Below are 16,762 nucleotides of genomic sequence, written 5' to 3'. Positions count from 1 at the left end.
TGCGACGATAGCTGGATTCTCCGTGCTGTCAAAGCGCACCCCAACTAATCACTTGTGCGCAAGCTCGCGTAGGCTGCCAGCGCGCGCTCCCGCCCGGGCTTGTGATCCACGAACGGCGCCGGGTAGGTGCGGCCGAGTGCAACCCCGGCCTCCGCGAGCTCGAGCGGCTTTGCCGCCCAGGGCTGGTGGACCAGCGCGGCCGGCAGGCGCGCCAGCTCCGGCACCCAGCGGCGGACATAGGTCCCGTGAGAATCGAACTTCTCGCCCTGCAGCACGGGATTGAAGACGCGGAAGTACGGCGCGGCGTCGGCGCCCGATCCTGCAACCCATTGCCAACTTGCCGGATTGCTGCCCGGGTCGGCGTCGACCAGCGTGTCCCAGAACCACTGTTCGCCGAGCCGCCAGTCGATCAGAAGGTGCTTCACGAGCAGCGAGGCGACCACCATACGGACGCGGTTGTGCATGCTTCCGGTATGCCAGAGCTCGCGCATGCCGGCGTCGACGATCGGATATCCGGTTCGCCCGCGCTGCCAGGCCTGCAGCGCTGCATCATCCTGAGCCCAGGGAAAGGCGTCGAATGACGGCTGCAGGTTGCGGGTTGCGAGGTCGGGATTGTTGTAGAGCAGGTGGCGGCTGAACTCGCGCCAGCCGAGCTCGCTCAGGAACTTGTCGATGCCGGCGGCGGAAGCCGGACGCTCGGCGGCGGCAAATCGCGCCGCATGCCAGACCTGGCGCGGGCTGATCTCGCCGAAGCGCAGATGCGGCGACAGCCGGGAGGTCGCCTCGATGTCGGGCCGGTCGCGATCGGCGGCATAGGTCTGAACGGCCGTTTCGAGAAAGCTGGCGAGGCGCGCCTGTGCCGCGCGCTCGCCGGCTTGCCATGACGCGCGCAGACCGCCCGCCCAGTCGGGCTTGCGTGGCTCGAGCGCGAGCTCGTCGATCGGCAAGCTCGCGCCGCCGGGGCCGTGCGACAGCCGGGCCGGCCGCGGCAGCGGCTTCGGCGGATCACCCAGAGCGAGCACGCGCTTCCAGAACGGCGTGAACACGCGCGGCCCGCGTCCATCCTTGCCGCGCAACTCGGCCGGATCGACCAGAAGGTCATCGGGAAGCACGCGTGAAGAGACGCCGATCTCGGCGAGTGCTGCTTCGACATCGGCAGCCACGGCGCGGGGAGCGGCCTGCGCGACATCGTTCCAGTACACCGCGCCGGCCTTGGTCTCACGCGCCAGTTCGCAGAGCACCTCGGCCGCGGCTCCGCGGCGGATCACGAGCCCGGCGCCGAGCGCATGTAGATCGGCCTGGAGTGCACGCAACGATTGCGCGAGCCACCAGCGCGTCGCGCCGCCGAGCGGACGCAACCCAGGGCTTTCCTGATCGTGGACGTAACTACAAACGATCCGAGTGCCCGACCTTGCTGCTTCATACAACGCGGGGTGGTCAGAGAGCCGCAGGCTCTCGCGAAACCACACGATGATGGGGGAGGAGGACATGATCAGGGTATCTTACTGCCGTTTTTATAGAGAGTTCCGGTATTCTACGCTCCGGAAAATAACTGCTTTGAAACGAACTACGGGCACTTTGAGATTCAGTTGCAGTTCCCCTGGAAGGTTTATGACGTGTCCGTCAAATTGAAGCTCGGCACCAAGGCGCTGATCGGCGCCGTTGTCGTGATCGCCCTGAATACCGCCCTGGTCGTCGGCGCAGCGTACTGGTCGCTGTCCTCTGACTTCGCCGACCGCGCCAAGCGCGACATCGAAGGCAATCTGCGCACCTTTGCGCTGACGTTCACCGAAACGTTCAAGGACGCGAAAGTCAGCGTGCAGAACGGCGTCGTTACGCGCATCGAGATTACGGCGATTCCCGAGATCAAGGATCACGCGATCGTCGATCGCGCGGTGTCCTATGTCGGCGGCAGCGCCACGCTGTTCGTGGTCGATGACAGCGGCCAGTTCGTCCGCCGCTCGACCAACGTGAAGAAGGAGAATGGCGACCGCGCCGTGGGCACCCAGCTTGCCGCGGATCATCCGGCGCAGGCGCTGCTGCGCCGCGGCGAGGCTTACAAGGGCCCCGCGACGCTGTTCGGCAAGTCGTTCATGACCGCTTATTTTCCCGTCACCAATCCGGCTGGAAAGGTGATCGGCATTCTGTATGTCGGCGTGCCCATGGCCGAGCTCGACGCCATGCTGTCGCAGGCGATGCGGACCATGGTCGTCGCCGCTGCGATCGCCGCGCTGCTGGTGCTCGGCCTGACCATGCTGGCGGTGCGCCGCGTCACCAAGCCTCTCGCCGCGGTGACCGACGCGCTCACCGCCATCGCCGAGGGCCGCGAGGACGTTGCGATCAAGTCCGATGACCGCAGCGACGAGATCGGTGAGATCGCCCGCAGCCTGGTCGTGTTCCGCAGTGCCGCGAGCGAGCGGCGCCGGATGCGCGAGGAGCAGACGGCTGCGGCCGCCGCGGCCGTCGAGCAGCGCAAGGCCGAGCTGCAGCGTTTCGTCGATTCGTTCCAGGCCAGCATCGGCGGCATCATCGAGAACGTCTTGACCTCGTCGGGCGAGTTCGAGCGCGAGGCGCGCCAGCTCACCCAGACCGCGCGGACCACCGCCGACCTGTCCGGCCATTCGGCCGGCGCTTCGGAAACCGCCTCCGAGCACGTCCGCAGCGCGGCCGTTGCCTCGGACGAGCTGTCCGGCTCGATCGCCGAGATCATCCGTCGCGTGCAGGAGTCCAACGCCATCGCCGCCGAGGCAGTCAACCAGGCGACCGCGACCGACCAGCGCATCAAGGAGCTCTCCGACGCCGGCAACCGCATCGGCGACGTCGTCAAGCTGATCACCTCGATCGCCGAGCAGACCAACCTGCTGGCGCTCAACGCCACCATCGAGGCGGCCCGGGCCGGCGATGCCGGCCGCGGCTTCGCGGTGGTCGCTCAGGAGGTCAAGACCCTGGCCGGGCAGACCGCCAAGGCGACGGAGGAGATCTCCAGCCAGATCGCCAACATGCAGACCGTGACCCAGGAATCGGTCGACGCCATCAAGGCGATCGGCTCGACCATCGAGCGCATCAACGGGATCGCCGCCTCGATCTCGGCCGCCGTCGAACAGCAGCGCGCCGCCACGCAGAACATCACCCAGAGCGTCCGCTCGGCCGCGACCGGCACCGCAGAGGTCGTCGAGAACATCCGCAGCGCGGCACGTGGGGCAGGCGAGACCGGCGAAAGCTCCAACCGGATGTTCGCGTCGGCCCAGGCGCTGTCCAGCGAGAGCCTGCGGCTGAAGGCCGAGGTGCAGAAGTTCCTCGACGGGATGCGCGCGGCCTGACAAGCGCTACCCGTAGAGCAATCGTGGCAGGATGGTCACGATGCCCGGGAACAGCGTGAGCAGCAGCACGAAGGCGATCATGATGACGAGGTAGGGGGCGGTCACGCGGGCGATGTAGCCGAGACCGTCCTCCGTCAGTCCCTGAATCACGAACAGGTTGAAGCCGACCGGCGGCGTGATCTGGGCCATCTCGACGGCAAGCACCAGGAAGATCCCGAACCAGACCTCGTCGAAGCCGGCGCCCTTCACGATCGGCAGCACGATCGGGAGGGTCATCACGATCATCGAGAAGCCGTCGAGAAAGCAGCCGAGGATCAGGTAGAACACGATCAGGACGGCGATCAGCATGAACGGCGACAGGCCGAGCCCCTTCACGAAGGCGGCCACGGCCTGCGGGATGCCGAGAAAGGCTGCGGCATTGCCGAGGATCGACGCGCCGAGCACGATCAGCGCGATCATCGAGCAGGTGATGACCGAGCCGATCATCACGTCGCGCACCACCTGCTGCGACATCGACCCCTGAAAATAGGCGACCAGCGCCGCGCCGAGCACGCCGACGGCGGCGGCCTCCGACGGCGTGGCGAGGCCGCCATACATCGAGCCGAGCACGCAGGCGATCAGGAACAGGGCCGGCGCCAGGTCCTTCAGCGCCGCGAAGCGCTCGGCCCAGGGGACCTGCGACAGCAGCGCCTCCGCCTTCGGCACCATCGAAGGCTTCAGCGTGGTGTGCAGCATCACCCAGCCCATGAAGGTGCCGGCCAGCAGCAGCCCCGGCAGCACGCCGGCGGTGAACAGCTTGAGGATCGAGACGTCGCCGAGCACGCCATAGATGATCATGATGTTCGACGGCGGGATCAGGAAGCCGAGCGTGCCGGCGCCGGCGAGCGAGCCGATCGCGATGTCGCGCGAATAGCCGCGGCGCAGCAGCTCGTTGAGCGACATCCGGCCGATCACCTGCGTCGTCGCCGCCGACGAGCCGGAGATCGCGGCGAAGATGGTGCAGCCGATGACATTGACGTGGAGCAGGCGGCCCGGCAGCAGGCCGGCCCACGGCGCCAGGCCCTGGAACAGCGAGCGCGACAGCCGGGTGCGGAATAGCAGCTCGCCCATCAGGATGAACAGCGGCAGCGCCAGCAGCTCCTGGGTGGTCAGGATGTTCCAGGCATATTGCGGAAGCAGCTTGTCCAGCGGGATCGACCGGAACATCGCCAGCAGCAGGGTTGCGGTGAAGGCAAGCGTCAGCCCGATCCACAGGCCGCCGGCGAGCAGCGCGAACAGGATGGCGAACAGGGCGATGACTTCGATGGTCATGAGGCGACGGAGTCCGCGGTGAGTGGGGCGGGCGGGGAGGGACGTGGATGCCCGGGACAAGCCCGGGCATGACGGAGGGAGGACGTTTTCATTCGACCGGCGAGGCCTTCATCCGGTGATCCTCCACGGGCAGCCCCAGCGCGGCCTGGATTGCACGCGCGAGGAATTGCAGGGTCAGCAGCAGCATGCCGAAGGTGACGACGGCCTGCGGAAACCACAGCGGCGTGTCGCTCGAGGTCGAGACCTGGCCGCGCATGAACGAGCCAAAGGCGAACTTCGTCATCGCCCAGGTCAGGAATGCCATGAAGGCGAAGCCGGCGGCTGCCGCCAGCACCTCCATCGCGCGCTGCAGCGGTGCCGGCACGTTCTTCAGGAGCAGCACGACGCGGATGTGGCCGCCGACGCGGAGCGTCATGGCGGCGCCGAAGGTGAACGAGGCCGCCATCAGGTAGGACGAGTATTCCCAGGCGATCGAGATCGTCGGCGGGAAGAACGGCAGCACGTTCGACAGCGCCCGCGTCGTGACCTCGGCAAGCATCAGCAACGTCAGCGTCAGCAGGCAACCGCCGCCGATCCAGCCATCGAGCCGGCCGAGCCGGTCGATGACGTCGAGCAGAATGCGCAGCGGCGCCGGCGCCGCCGCGTTGAGGCTCACCTGTTCGCGCGGCGACGGCGTGACGAGACCCTCAGCCACGCTTCATCTCGGCGAGATAGGCCTTCACCGGCGCTTCGGCGGCGGGCACGCGCTTGAGGAAGGCGTCCATCAGCGGCGCGGTCTTGGTCCGGATTTCCGTCATCATGGCGTCGGAGACCGCAACGACTTCCATGCCGCCTTCCTTGAGGCGGTTGAGGCTGTCGACGTCGGCCTTGACCGAGTTGGCCCAGAAGGTCGGCTCCATCTTCGCGGCGATGTCGGTGATGATTGTCTGCTGCTCGGGCGCCAGCGCCTTCCAGGAATCCAGGTTCACGTTGAGCATCTGCGACGACCACACATGGTTGGTCGGGTAGACGTATTTGAGGAACTCCCAGAACTTGCCGTCGACACCCGATACCGACGAGGTCGAGACGCCGGCGACGGCGCCCGAGGCCAGCGCCGGGATCGTCTCGCCCCAGGGGATCATGACAGCGGCCATGCCGATGGCGTTGAGCATGTCGACCGCGTTCTTGTCGGGCACGCGGATCTTGATGTTCTTCAGCCCGGCGACGTCGTTCGTCTTGACCTTGAGATGCAGATACTGCGTCGGCCACGGCACGATGTAGAGGATCTTCTGGTTGTTGCGCGCGGCGATCTTGTCGTACTCGGGCCGCACATATTTGTGCAGCGCCTTGAGCTCGTCCATCGAGCCGGCGAGGAACGGGATGCTCTCGACACCCATGAACGGCTCGTCGCCGACCTGCTGGATGTTGAGCACGTCCGCCAGCGGCACCAGGCCGTCGCGCACGGCGCGCAAATGCTCAGGCCCTTTGAAGCCAAGCTGACCGCCGGCCTTCACGGTGATGTTGACCGCACCGCCCGTCTGCTTCTTCACCTCCTCGGCAAAGGCCATCGCATTCTGGGTGTGGAAGTTGCCGTCGGGCCAGACCGTGGACATGTCCCAGGTCGTCGTTGCGGCGCGTGCCCTCGTTGAGACATGGCTGGCTGCGAGCAGGGTAGCTGCACCTGCCGTGAACGTCCGTCGCGTGATCATGAGTGTCTCCGGGTTCGTTGCTGAGCTATTTGCATGAGATCGAAAAAGGTTGGGCGAGCACTATGCTCGCGGCCATCCTTCGAGACGCCCGCCTGCGGCGGGCTCCTCAGGATGAGGGTACGTTGCGCGGCAAGATGCTGATCCTCTCCATGAGGACTTTTCTCATGGTCAATGTGCAGCATCGATCGCGGTACTAAACCCTCATGGTGAGGAGCGTCGCCCTTGCGACGCGTCTCGAACCATGAGGCCATAAATGTTCCGGCGGGCATGAGATCTCACCGCGCCTGTCCGTAGAGCTTTGCTGCATTGTCCGCCGACACCAGTCCGCTCTCGACATCGCTCCGCACCAGCTCTGCGGCCCGCTCCCTGGGATCGCCGATGCCGGCACCGCCGGGTGTCAGCACCACCAGCCGGTCGTCCGGCGGCACGGTCTGGAAACCCTTGCCGCGCAGCTTCTTTCCCGACTTGAGCCCGACATAGCCGGCCTGGCCGTTGTGGCCGCCGTCGCGGCCGCGCGGCGGGTGATCGATGCGGTCGAAGGCGGCGAGGATGTCAAACGGCGCATCGACGCCGCTGCCGACCTCGATGATCTGGCCGAGGCCGCCGCGGGTGCGGCCGGCGCCGCCGGAATCCGGCCGCAGCTCCTTGCGCCAGAAGATCAGCGGCGTCTGCGTCTCGGCGATTTCGACCGGCGTGCCGCGGACGCCCGAGGGATAGGCGGTCGCCGACAGCCCGTCCTTGTCGAAGCGGGCACCGGTGCCGCCGTTCGAGGTCACCGCCATCGAGAATCCGTAATTGCCGCCGGCGCCGGAGCGGGTCTGGCCGCGCACATTGAGATTCCACAGGCAGGAGGTGCCTTCGGCAGGTACGCGCTCCGGGATGATCTGGCGCAGGCAGCCGAACACCACGTCGGGCAGCATCTGGCCGATGACATGGCGCGAGGCGACCGGCGCGGGCTTCGGCGCATTGAGGATCGCGCCCGATGGCGCCGACACTGTGAGCGGCGACAGCGAGCCGGCATTGTTGGGGATCGCGGAGGCCACGACGCAGCCGAGCCCGAACACGGTATAGGCCGTGGTGTAGGACAGCGGCACGTTAATGCCGAACTTCGAGGCCTTCGACGTGCCGTCGAAATCGACGTGGATGCCGTCGTCCGAGATCGTCAGCGCTGCCTTCAAAGTCACCGGCGCGTCGTAGCCGTCGACGACCATCTCGTTGCGCCAGGTGCCCTTGGGCAGCTTGGCAATCTCGGCCAGGACGGCCTCGCGCGAGCGGTCGCAGATGTAGTCGCCGAGCTCATCGAGCGAGGCAATGCCGAACTCGGTCATCATCTCGACCAGGCGCTGGCAGCCGACATCGTTGCAGGCGGCGAGCGAGTAGGTGTCGCCCTCGGTGTCCACCGGCAGGCGTGTATTCGCTCTGATCATCGCCATCAGCGTCTCGTTGACGACGCCCTGGTCGATCAGCTTCAGCATCGGGATGTACAGTCCTTCCATGAATACGTCGGTGCCATCGGGGCCGAAGCCGATGCCGCCGATGTCCATCAGATGGCTGGTGCAGGAGAACAGCGCGACCGGCTCGCCGTCCTTGAAGCAGGGCGTGGTGACGACGAAGTCGTTGAGATGGCCGGTGCCCATCCAGGGATCGTTGGTGATGTAGGCATCGCCCGGCTTCATCGTCGCAATCGGGAAATGCGTGATGAAGTGCTTCACCGACTCGGCCATCGAGTTGACGTGGCCGGGCGTGCCGGTGACGGCCTGCGCCAGCATGCGGCCCTTCAGGTCGAACACGCCGGCGGAGAGGTCGCCGCATTCGCGCACGATCGGGCTGAAGGCGGTGCGCAGCAGCACCTGGGCCTGCTCCTCGACCACGGCGATCAGCCGGTGCCACATGATCTGCAGGTCGATCAGGCTCGTCGCTTGGAACTGGCTCATCTCAGGCCGCCTTCCGTTCCATGACGATGCTGCCGGCACCGTCGATATGTGCGTCAAAACTGTTGGAGATGAAGGTCGAGGTTTCGTCCTCGGCGATCACGGCCGGTCCCGCGATGACGGCGCCCGGCATCATCTGCTCGCGGCGATACAGCGGGATGTCGACGAAGCGGCCGGCGCGGCCGTCGAAGAATTTGCGATGGCCGGCGGCTTGCCCCGCGGGCTTGCGCTGCACCTCGGCGACAGCAGGCGGTTGGTGCGCGTCCGTCGTCGCGAGCACAGACCAGCTCAGCACCTCGATCGCTGCACCGGGGATCGGGCGCTCGAACAAAGCGGCATAGCCCGCCTCGAACGAGGCGCGCAGTGCTGGCAGGTCGTGCGCGGTGAGCGGGCGGTTCGGCAGCTCGACATTGATCTCGTGACCTTGGCCGACATAGCGCATGAAGGCGGCGCGGCGCTCGCGCACCGCAGCTCCAGCCGCACCCGGCTCGACCAGCGCACGCGCCTCGTCCGCCATCTCCTGCAGCAGGCTGGAGACGAGCGCCGTATCGAAATCATCGAGCCGGGCATGGCGGCTGCGCACCAGCTCGTAGGCGATGGGTGCCGCGAGGAAGCCGACCGCCGAGCCGACGCCGGCGTTGGACGGCACGATCACCCTGGCGACGCCGATCTTCTCGGCGACGCGGGCGGCATGCAGCGGTGCGGCGCCGCCGAACGCGATCAGCGTGTGCTGACCAATCACGGCGCCACGCTCGACGGCGTGGACGCGCGCCGCGCTCGCCATGTTCTCGCAAACGACTTCATGCACCGCATAAGCCGCGGTCTCGGCATCGAGGCCGAGCGGCGCGCCGACGTCGCGGAGCAGGGCCTGTCTCGACAGCTCGGGATCGAGCTTGATGGTGCCGCCGGCGAACGCATCGGGATCGATCATGCCGAGTGCGACGTCGGAATCGGTCACGGCAGAACGCTGGCCGCCGCGGCCGTAGCAAGCAGGACCGGGCTCGGAGGAGGCGCTCTCCGGGCCGACGGTGACGCGCTTCATCGCGTCGATCCGCGCGATCGAGCCGCCGCCGGCGCCGATCTCGACCATCTCGATGACGGGAATGCGCACCGGCAGGCCAGAGCCTTTCAGGAAGCGCGCAGCACGGTCGACCTCGAACACGCGCGAGCTCTCCGGCTCGAAGTTCTCGATCAGACAGATCTTGGCGGTGGTGCCGCCCATGTCGAACGACAGCACCTTGCGCTCGCCGAGCCGCGCCGCAATCTGGCCGGCGAAGATGGCGCCGCCTGCGGGACCGGATTCGACGAGGCGCACCGGGAAGCGCCGCGCCGTCGCGATCGAGGTCACGCCGCCGCCCGACGTGACGAGATAGATCGCGCCGCGGAACTGCTCGATCCTTAGCGCCTGCTCCATGCGCGCGAGATAGCTGTCCATCAGCGGCTGCACATAGGCGTTAGCGACGGCGGTCGACGTGCGTTCGTACTCTCGGATTTCGGGACAGACCGCCGAGGACAAGGTGATCGACATGTCCGGCATTTCCTCGGCCAGGATCTCCGCGGCGCGGCGCTCATGCGCGGGATTGGCATAGGCGTGGAGGAAGGCGATCGCGATGCTGGCGACATCGAGCGTGCGCAGTTGCGGCACCAGCGCACGCACCGCCGCTTCGTCGAGCGGCAGCCTGACGTCTCCGTGGGCATCGACGCGCTCGGGCACGGTGAAGCGCAGGGAGCGCGGCACCAGCGGTTTCGGCTTGTCGATCGAGAGATCGTACTGGTCGTAGCGGCTCTCGGTTCCAATATCCAGAACATCGCGAAAGCCGGAAGTGGCGATCAGCGCGGTCTTGGCGCCGCGGCGCTCGATGATGGCGTTGGTCGCGAGCGTGGTGCCGTGAATGAAGACGTCGATGTCGCTGATGCGCGCCTTCGCGTCGGCGAGAATGAGGCTGACGCCGTCGAGCACGGCCTGCTCGGGCTGCGCCGGCGTGGTCAGCAGCTTGCGTGTCCGGCGCTGACAGCCGATGTCGAGAACGATATCGGTGAACGTGCCTCCGATATCGACGGCCAGCCGGACTTCGGCTCCTTCAAGCATTCGATGGTCTCCGCAAGCGACGAATTGATGTGCGAGTTCAGCAATTCCTATGCCATTGCGCCAGCGGAGATGCAGCTTGCTGCTCTGCGTTTGGTGCGGTGCGGATTTGAGGTCGCGGTGCGATGGGCGCGCAACCTTGCTGATCGTGGGGCGGTTGTTTGCTAGCAGCATTGAATACGACGCCGCGTTCAGTGCTGCTCACATGCTCCGCTGTCGTCCCGGCGAAAGCCGGCACCCATAACCCCAGGGAGCGGTTTGGGGCAGGCCGATCGTTTGACACCCTCCACATCATATCCGCCGCGGAGTATGGGTCCCGGATCGGCGCCGCGTCGCGCTGACGCGCGCCGTGGCTTGTCCGGGACGACAGCGGAGATCGGAGCGCGTGGGGAGCATCTCGAAGACGTGCGTTCGCATTCCCGCGGCATGAGCAGCCCGAGTTCTGCGGCCTGTTTACCCTCTGCAAAACGAGAGGGTGCAGGGAATGCCGGGTGAAGGCCTCACCCATGGCCCGCCTGCGAAAAAAAATGCAGGCGGCAGGTACCACAGGCAAAGCCGATCAACCGGCATTCCCTGCGCGATGTCTTCACGCTTATACGCAGTCTCCCTGGTGCGCCGAGCGTGTTGGCCACCATGATCCGCGCGGCGCCTCGAGCGCCGTCGCGAACGTAACACCAGCATCGGGGTGTCAGGACGCTGCGACTTCGCGTCCGCAATCATGCCGGTCGTCTGCGCCGAAGGCGCGTCCGGCATGACTGCGGCCACCGCATCCCGCACCCGACGTTCGTGACGACGCGTACGTCCCTCTGCATGGGGCAGGACGACGCGGATCATACATGGTTTACGAGAAAACGAAAGTGAAAAATTTCGGTCTTTTCGAAGTAGATGAGACGGCGGCGCTCAGACGTGATCGCTTTCTCCGACTCGGCGAAGCTCGGCCTTCGGATCCGGTCTCTGCAGGGCCGCATACACGGCGCCCAGCACGACGCTGTACGCCTCGACCATCGCCAGCGAAAACAGCGCCGGGCCGGCGCCCAGCCCGAGCGACGTTGCGAACGGTCCAAGGCCGATGGCGGGAAACAAACCGATTCCGAGCAACACCCAGCCGGCGAGCCCGAGCAGGAAGCCTTTGGCGACGCCGCTGCCGCCGGGCAGGCGGTGGAAGAAGCGGCCGAACAGCAGGCCGATCAGGAAGGCTCCGTTGAGCTGCGACAGCAACCATAGCGGCGCCCCATCGTGCATCGCTCGGGCGAACAGGGGCGAGAGCGTGTCGAGAAGCGCCGAGGCGGGATCGAACTGCGGCAATAGGTGAAGCCGGCTCTTGAGCTCCATCAGGCCGATATGCGCCAGCGTCCCGCAGCCCGATGCGACCGCCGACGTCCATATCCAGCGATAGCTGCGGATCGTTGTCATCTCCTCTATTCGCCATGGCTCGTCCGTGGCTCGTTGATCTCGCTCAAGCATGCGATCTCGCCGCTCGCTTAGTTTGCGCAAACTCATTGGTACGACGTCAAGGAGTTCTGCTATGCGATTAGATCCACGCGCGCTGGTCTTCGCGGCCGCAATCGTCACCGTCACCGCCGCACCGGGCTTTGCCCAGCCGGGCGCGGGCGGGCCAGGGTGGGGCCCGGGCATGATGATGGGGCCCGGGATGATGGGCGGCCGGGGCTTCGGCTTCCTCTGCAATCCCCGCATGGCCGGATTTGCCGAATGGCGGATGTCGCAGATCGAGGCCGCCATCAAGCCGAACGACGCGCAGCGGGCGCGGCTCGATGATCTCAAAGCGGCATCGGCCAAGGCGGCGGAGCTGATCACGAAGGACTGCCCGGCGACGCCGCCGGTCAAGGCGACCGACCGCCTCGCATTGGCGGAGCAGCGCCTCGACACGATGCAGCAGGCGATCAAGATCGTCCGGCCGGCGTTTCAGGCGCTCTACGACTCGCTCGATGACAAGCAGAAGGCGGCCATGGACGCCAGCGGTCCGCGCAACTGGGGCTGGCGTCACTGGCATTGGCCGTGGAGCGACGAGTAGCCGAGATCTGGCGCAGCGGTGGCCATGCGTCTCGCATCTTCCGGGCCGCGCGGCCGTCGACCATCGGTATCGCCCGGCCCGGCTGGGCGCACTGAGCAGGACAGGATTTGACCGTTCACGGCCCTCGTGTTCCGGCGCGGCATGGCGTAAAGCAGCCGGATCGAAACGAGGTTTCCGGTCACTTGTCCTTTCCCACGACGAATCCGCCGCTCGCCCGCGCTCTGGCCGAGCGCAATTATGAGACTCCGACGCCCGTACAGCTCGCCGTGCTTGCGCATGACGCCGTCGACCGTGACCTCCTGGTTTCGGCGCAGACCGGCTCGGGCAAGACCGTGGCCTATGGGCTGGCGCTCGCGAACAACCTGCTGGGCGAGGCCGAGCGGTTCGAGCGGGCCACCGCGCCGCTGGCGCTGATCGTGGCGCCGACGCGCGAGCTTGCCTTGCAGGTCCAGCGCGAGCTCGCATGGCTTTATCAGCACGCGGGCGCGCGCGTCGTCTCCTGCGTCGGCGGCATGGATCCGCGCCGCGAGCAGCGCGAGCTGGAGGCCGGGGCCCATATCGTCGTCGGCACGCCCGGGCGGCTGTGCGATCATCTGCGGCGCGGGCGTCTCGATATCTCGGAACTGAAGGCCGTGGTGCTCGACGAGGCCGACGAGATGCTCAATCTCGGCTTTCGCGAGGACCTCGAGTTCATCCTCGAGACCACGCCGGAAACGCGCCGGACGCTGCTGTTCTCGGCGACTTTCCCGCGCGGCATCGTCGCGCTGGCCAAACAGTATCAGGACGACGCCTTCCGGATCGAGGTCGAGGGCGACGAAGGCGGGCATGCCGACATCGAGTACCGCGCCATCCGCATCGCCGCCGACGATGTCGAGCACGCGGTCGTCAACGTGCTGCGCTTCTACGAGTCGCCGAGCGCGATCGTGTTCTGCAACACCCGCGAGAAGGTGCGCCATCTGCAGGCGGCGCTGCTGGAGCGCGGCTTTTCCGTCGTCGCGCTGTCGGGTGAGCTGACCCAGAACGAGCGGACCACGGCGCTGCAGTCGCTGCGCGACGGGCGCGCGCGGGTGTGCGTGGCAACCGACGTCGCAGCACGCGGCATCGATCTCGCGAAGCTCGACCTCGTCGTCCACGCCGAGCTGCCGAATGATCCCGAGGTGATGCAGCATCGCTCGGGTCGCACCGGCCGCGCCGGCCGCAAGGGCGTCAGCGTGCTGCTGGTGCCGCCGGCCCGCCGACGGCGGGCGGAAACGCTGCTGAACCTCGCCGGCATCGAGGCCGCGTGGGGCGCGGCGCCGCAGGCGGACGAGATCCGCAAGCTCGATCAGGAGCGCATGCTCCACGACCAGGTGTTCACCGAGGAGACGACGGCGGAGGATCTGGCGCTCGCGCAGGCGCTGCTGGCGGAGCGGTCGGCCGAGGACATCGCCGCCGCATTGGCGCGGCTCTATCGCGCGCGGCTGCCGTCGCCCGAGGACATTCTCGATCCGGGCCAGGATCGTGGCCGTGCGCGCGAGGATCGCGGTCGCGATACCGTCAGGCCGGCGCGCGGCGAGGAGCGGCCACCGTCGCCCCGAACGAAGACAGGAAAGCCGTCGGCGCGCCACGGCATGGGCGAGCCGAGCGTCTGGTTCCGGGCGGCGATCGGGCGCAGGAAGAATGCGGAAGCGCGCTGGCTGCTGCCGATGATCTGCCGCCGCGGCGGCATCGACAAGCACGACATCGGCGCCATCAAGATCCAGGACACGACGACCGAGTTCGAGATCGCCGCGCGCGTCGCCGACGCTTTCACTGCGAACATCCGCCGTCCCGACAAGGAGGACAATATCCGGATCGAGCCGCTGGCGGGCGCGCCCTCGGGGCAGGCGTCGCCGGACAAGCCGCGCGCCGACAAGCGGCCGCCGCGGCGCGAGGCGGACGAGACGGCCTACCATCCGCTGCAGCGCGATGAGCCGCGTGGGGGCAGGGACGCCAAGCCGCGCGCCAAGCCGCATCGCGAGGGGCCGGCGAAACCCGGCCAACAGCCGGCGTTCGCGAACAAAAAGCAGCATCGCGACAAGTCCAGCCACGGCGGACAGACGTATTCAGACAGACCCTCGCGGTCGAAGGCGCCGGGTGGAAAGAAGGCCAAGGCCAAACGCCGCGGCTGATTGGCCCGGCCCAGGCGGGGGCTGCCGTCGCTCCGCGTTATCGGCAGCTGAGCCACCAGGGAGGAGCCGCGCATGAGCCGGTACGCCGTTCTGTATTTCGCGACGCTGGCCGTGCTGCTCGGCTTCGACATCCCGTTCCTGAGTGTCGTCGCCAGGGGCTTCTTCCAGTCGCAGGTCGGCGAGATGCTGGGCGAGATCCGCCCCGTGCCGGCGGTGCTGTTCTATCTGCTCTATGTCGTGGGCGTGCTGATCTTCGTCAGCGGGACGGCCGACGCGACATGGCGCTCGACCTTGCTCTACGGCGCGCTGTTCGGGCTGTTCTGCTACGCCACCTTCGAGCTGACGTCGCTGGCGATGCTCAAGCAGTGGACCTGGGCGGTGGTGGCGGTCGACATCAGCTGGGGTGTATTCGTGACGGCGGTGTCGGCGACACTCGGGCTGCTGATCGCGGACTGGGCGACGCCACGGGGCTAGCACGTTCCTGGGTCTGGAAGCCTGGCGACAGAAGCCGTCGCCCGTGGCATAGTGAGCCTATAACTCACGCAATGGGCCTTGCGATGCCGGTACGAAACGTCGTTCTGACGGACGATCAGGAAAAGATCATCCAAGGTCTGGTGGAGTCCGGCCGGTACCAGAACGCGACTGAAGTGCTGCGCGATGGGCTGCGTTTGATCGAGCAGCGCGAGGCCGAAGATGCTGCACGGCTGAACGGCCTGCGCGAGGCCGCGCAGGCTGGTTTTTCTGCGCTCGATCGCGGCGAGTTCAAGGAGTTCACCAGCATGGACGAGCTTCAAGCCTATCTCTACGGCCTCTCGGACAGGCTTATCAGCCGCGCCGATTGATCGCCGCGCCCGCACGGGAGCATCTGACGATGGAGGAGACGTGGAGAGTTCGTCTCAGTGCCGTCGCAGAGCTCGACTTCGCGAATATCCTGAAATGGACGGTAGAGAACTTCGGTCGCCGTCAGGCCGAAGTGTACCGGGACACGCTGCTGCGCGCGATCGGAGAACTAGCGTATGGTCCCGATGTTGCGGGATCCAGGGCTCGAGATGAGATCATGCACGGCGTTCGCACACTTCATGTCGCACGACACGGCCGCGCTGGGCGCCATCTGCTGCTCTACCGCGTGGGTGGCTGTGGGATCATCGAGATCGGCCGCATCCTGCATGACCGTATGGACCTGCGGCGGCATTCGCCCTTCCCATCCGAGAAGGGCGAATGAACTGGCCGCTCGAGCACTCACTTCGGCTGCGGCACCACGCGCAGATAGGGCTTCGGCGCCTTCCAGCCGTTCGGATAGATCGTCTTGGCCTCGTCGTCGGACACCGAGCCGGCGATGATGACGTCCTCGCCCTGCTTCCAGTCGGCGGGGGTTGCGACGCGGTGCTTTGACGTGAGCTGCAGCGAGTCGATGACGCGTAGAATTTCCTGGAAGTTGCGGCCGGTGGTCATCGGGTAGACCAGGATCAGCTTGATCTTCTTGTCGGGCCCGATGATGAAGACGTTGCGGACGGTCTGATTGTCGGCCGCGGTGCGCTTGGACGGATCACCGGAGATCGCCGCCGGCAGCATGTCGTAGAGCTTGGAGACGTTGTAGTCGGTGTCGCCGATCATCGGATAGTTCGGCGCCGCGCCCTGCGTCTCGCGGATGTCCTCCGACCATTTGGCGTGGTTGTCCACCGGGTCGACTGACAGGCCCATCAGCTTGACACCGCGCTTGTCGAACTCCGGCTTCAGCCGCGCCAGCGCGCCGAGCTCGGTGGTGCACACCGGGGTGAAATCCTTCGGATGCGAGAACAAGAGGGCCCAGCTGTCGCCGATCCAGTCGTGGAATTTGATCTTGCCTTCGGTGGTGTCTGCCTCGAAGTCCGGGGCAGTGGAGCCGATCTGGAGAGCCATGGCAGTCCCTTTCAGTACAGGTGGCGGGAATAAATCTTCTAAACACTATAGGAAATGCCGCCGCGGAAGGGAACTGGCTGACGGAAAAGAGAAGATAATTGCTCCAAAGCTCACGCGGCCAACAACTTCTTTTGAGTTTCCGGGCTGCGGCGAAACATCCATGAGACGACCGGTTGCCCAGATTTCGCCATCTGTTGGTCGCAACACGCCGCCCCCTGACGCCCCTTGGCTTTGAACCGTGATCGAGGTCACTGCGGCAAATCGGCAACCGATACAAAAACCCACAGCACCGTTTCGAACCGTTAACCACTCGTTCAGACGCGCGCCGACAAGGTGGGTCAACAC

General features: G+C 66.5%; 14 protein-coding genes. 6 read left to right on the top strand and 8 right to left on the bottom strand.

Going from position 1 to position 16,762, the window contains the following annotated elements:
- Positions 1-44: 44 nt before the first annotated feature.
- On the bottom strand, positions 45-1,490 hold the full coding sequence (locus tag QX051_RS14415; RefSeq protein WP_315776585.1) for a deoxyribodipyrimidine photo-lyase: 1,446 nt from the start codon (positions 1,488-1,490) through the stop codon (positions 45-47).
- Between the two features lie 126 nt (positions 1,491-1,616).
- On the opposite strand from QX051_RS14415, the gene QX051_RS14410 reads away from it, so the two are divergent.
- Positions 1,617-3,320, top strand: coding sequence for a methyl-accepting chemotaxis protein (locus tag QX051_RS14410; protein WP_315776584.1), 1,704 nt, complete (start codon positions 1,617-1,619; stop codon positions 3,318-3,320).
- A 6-nt stretch (positions 3,321-3,326) separates the two neighbouring features.
- Here the strand turns inward: QX051_RS14410 and QX051_RS14405 are convergent, their stop codons facing one another.
- The 6 genes from QX051_RS14405 to QX051_RS14380 form a co-directional block, all read right to left on the bottom strand.
- A complete protein-coding gene (locus QX051_RS14405) occupies positions 3,327-4,631 on the bottom strand; it encodes a TRAP transporter large permease subunit (RefSeq protein WP_315776583.1) in 1,305 nt (434 codons plus the stop codon).
- 88 nt (positions 4,632-4,719) lie between these two features.
- Positions 4,720-5,325 carry a TRAP transporter small permease gene (locus QX051_RS14400; RefSeq protein ID WP_315776582.1) on the bottom strand — a complete coding sequence of 202 codons (606 nt, stop codon included), beginning with the start codon at positions 5,323-5,325 and terminating at the stop codon, positions 4,720-4,722.
- Positions 5,318-6,319, bottom strand: coding sequence for a TRAP transporter substrate-binding protein (locus tag QX051_RS14395; protein ID WP_315776581.1), 1,002 nt, complete (start codon positions 6,317-6,319; stop codon positions 5,318-5,320). The genes QX051_RS14400 and QX051_RS14395 overlap by 8 nt, the downstream gene beginning before the upstream one ends.
- Before the next feature lie 275 nt (positions 6,320-6,594).
- Entirely contained in the window at positions 6,595-8,253 is a 1,659-nt protein-coding gene (locus QX051_RS14390) for a hydantoinase B/oxoprolinase family protein (RefSeq protein ID WP_315776580.1), read from the bottom strand.
- Between the two features lies 1 nt (position 8,254).
- Entirely contained in the window at positions 8,255-10,339 is a 2,085-nt protein-coding gene (locus QX051_RS14385) for a hydantoinase/oxoprolinase family protein (RefSeq protein ID WP_315776579.1), read from the bottom strand.
- Positions 10,340-11,236: 897 nt separating this feature from the next.
- On the bottom strand, positions 11,237-11,749 hold the full coding sequence (locus QX051_RS14380; protein ID WP_315776578.1) for a DUF6789 family protein: 513 nt from the start codon (positions 11,747-11,749) through the stop codon (positions 11,237-11,239).
- 112 nt (positions 11,750-11,861) lie between these two features.
- On the opposite strand from QX051_RS14380, the gene QX051_RS14375 reads away from it, so the two are divergent.
- The 5 genes from QX051_RS14375 (at position 11,862) to QX051_RS14355 (ending at position 15,740) form a co-directional block, all read left to right on the top strand.
- Positions 11,862-12,368 (top strand): Spy/CpxP family protein refolding chaperone, encoded by a 507-nt coding sequence (locus tag QX051_RS14375; RefSeq protein WP_315737670.1) that lies wholly within the window; start codon positions 11,862-11,864, stop codon positions 12,366-12,368.
- Between the two features lie 182 nt (positions 12,369-12,550).
- On the top strand, positions 12,551-14,518 hold the full coding sequence (locus QX051_RS14370; protein WP_315776576.1) for a DEAD/DEAH box helicase: 1,968 nt from the start codon (positions 12,551-12,553) through the stop codon (positions 14,516-14,518).
- 72 nt (positions 14,519-14,590) lie between these two features.
- Positions 14,591-14,992, top strand: a complete 402-nt coding sequence (locus tag QX051_RS14365) for a DUF2177 family protein (RefSeq protein ID WP_315717693.1) — start codon at positions 14,591-14,593, stop codon at positions 14,990-14,992.
- Between the two features lie 83 nt (positions 14,993-15,075).
- A complete protein-coding gene (locus tag QX051_RS14360; RefSeq protein WP_315737737.1) occupies positions 15,076-15,360 on the top strand; it encodes a type II toxin-antitoxin system ParD family antitoxin in 285 nt (94 codons plus the stop codon).
- 29 nt (positions 15,361-15,389) lie between these two features.
- Positions 15,390-15,740 carry a type II toxin-antitoxin system RelE/ParE family toxin gene (locus QX051_RS14355; protein WP_315737672.1) on the top strand — a complete coding sequence of 117 codons (351 nt, stop codon included), beginning with the start codon at positions 15,390-15,392 and terminating at the stop codon, positions 15,738-15,740.
- 17 nt (positions 15,741-15,757) lie between these two features.
- On the opposite strand, the gene QX051_RS14350 is transcribed toward QX051_RS14355, so the two are convergent.
- Positions 15,758-16,417 carry a peroxiredoxin gene (locus QX051_RS14350; RefSeq protein WP_315737673.1) on the bottom strand — a complete coding sequence of 220 codons (660 nt, stop codon included), beginning with the start codon at positions 16,415-16,417 and terminating at the stop codon, positions 15,758-15,760.
- Between the last annotated feature and the right edge of the window lie 345 nt (positions 16,418-16,762).

The sequence above is a fragment of the Bradyrhizobium sp. SZCCHNR1053 genome (assembly GCF_032381235.1).
GTDB lineage: Bacteria > Pseudomonadota > Alphaproteobacteria > Rhizobiales > Xanthobacteraceae > Bradyrhizobium.
The sequence above is the reverse complement of the archived record's forward strand: the minus strand, read 5'-3'. Positions and strand labels throughout refer to the sequence as shown.

Coding starts and splice junctions, on each gene's coding strand:
- QX051_RS14415 (WP_315776585.1), bottom strand. CDS start 1,490: ATGTCCTCCTCCCCCATCATCGTGTGGTTTCGCGAGAGCCTGCGGCTC.
- QX051_RS14405 (WP_315776583.1), bottom strand. CDS start 4,631: ATGACCATCGAAGTCATCGCCCTGTTCGCCATCCTGTTCGCGCTGCTC.
- QX051_RS14395 (WP_315776581.1), bottom strand. CDS start 6,319: ATGATCACGCGACGGACGTTCACGGCAGGTGCAGCTACCCTGCTCGCA.
- QX051_RS14390 (WP_315776580.1), bottom strand. CDS start 8,253: ATGAGCCAGTTCCAAGCGACGAGCCTGATCGACCTGCAGATCATGTGG.
- QX051_RS14385 (WP_315776579.1), bottom strand. CDS start 10,339: ATGCTTGAAGGAGCCGAAGTCCGGCTGGCCGTCGATATCGGAGGCACG.
- QX051_RS14380 (WP_315776578.1), bottom strand. CDS start 11,749: ATGACAACGATCCGCAGCTATCGCTGGATATGGACGTCGGCGGTCGCA.
- QX051_RS14375 (WP_315737670.1), top strand. CDS start 11,862: ATGCGATTAGATCCACGCGCGCTGGTCTTCGCGGCCGCAATCGTCACC.
- QX051_RS14365 (WP_315717693.1), top strand. CDS start 14,591: ATGAGCCGGTACGCCGTTCTGTATTTCGCGACGCTGGCCGTGCTGCTC.
- QX051_RS14360 (WP_315737737.1), top strand. CDS start 15,076: ATGCCGGTACGAAACGTCGTTCTGACGGACGATCAGGAAAAGATCATC.
- QX051_RS14355 (WP_315737672.1), top strand. CDS start 15,390: ATGGAGGAGACGTGGAGAGTTCGTCTCAGTGCCGTCGCAGAGCTCGAC.
- QX051_RS14350 (WP_315737673.1), bottom strand. CDS start 16,417: ATGGCTCTCCAGATCGGCTCCACTGCCCCGGACTTCGAGGCAGACACC.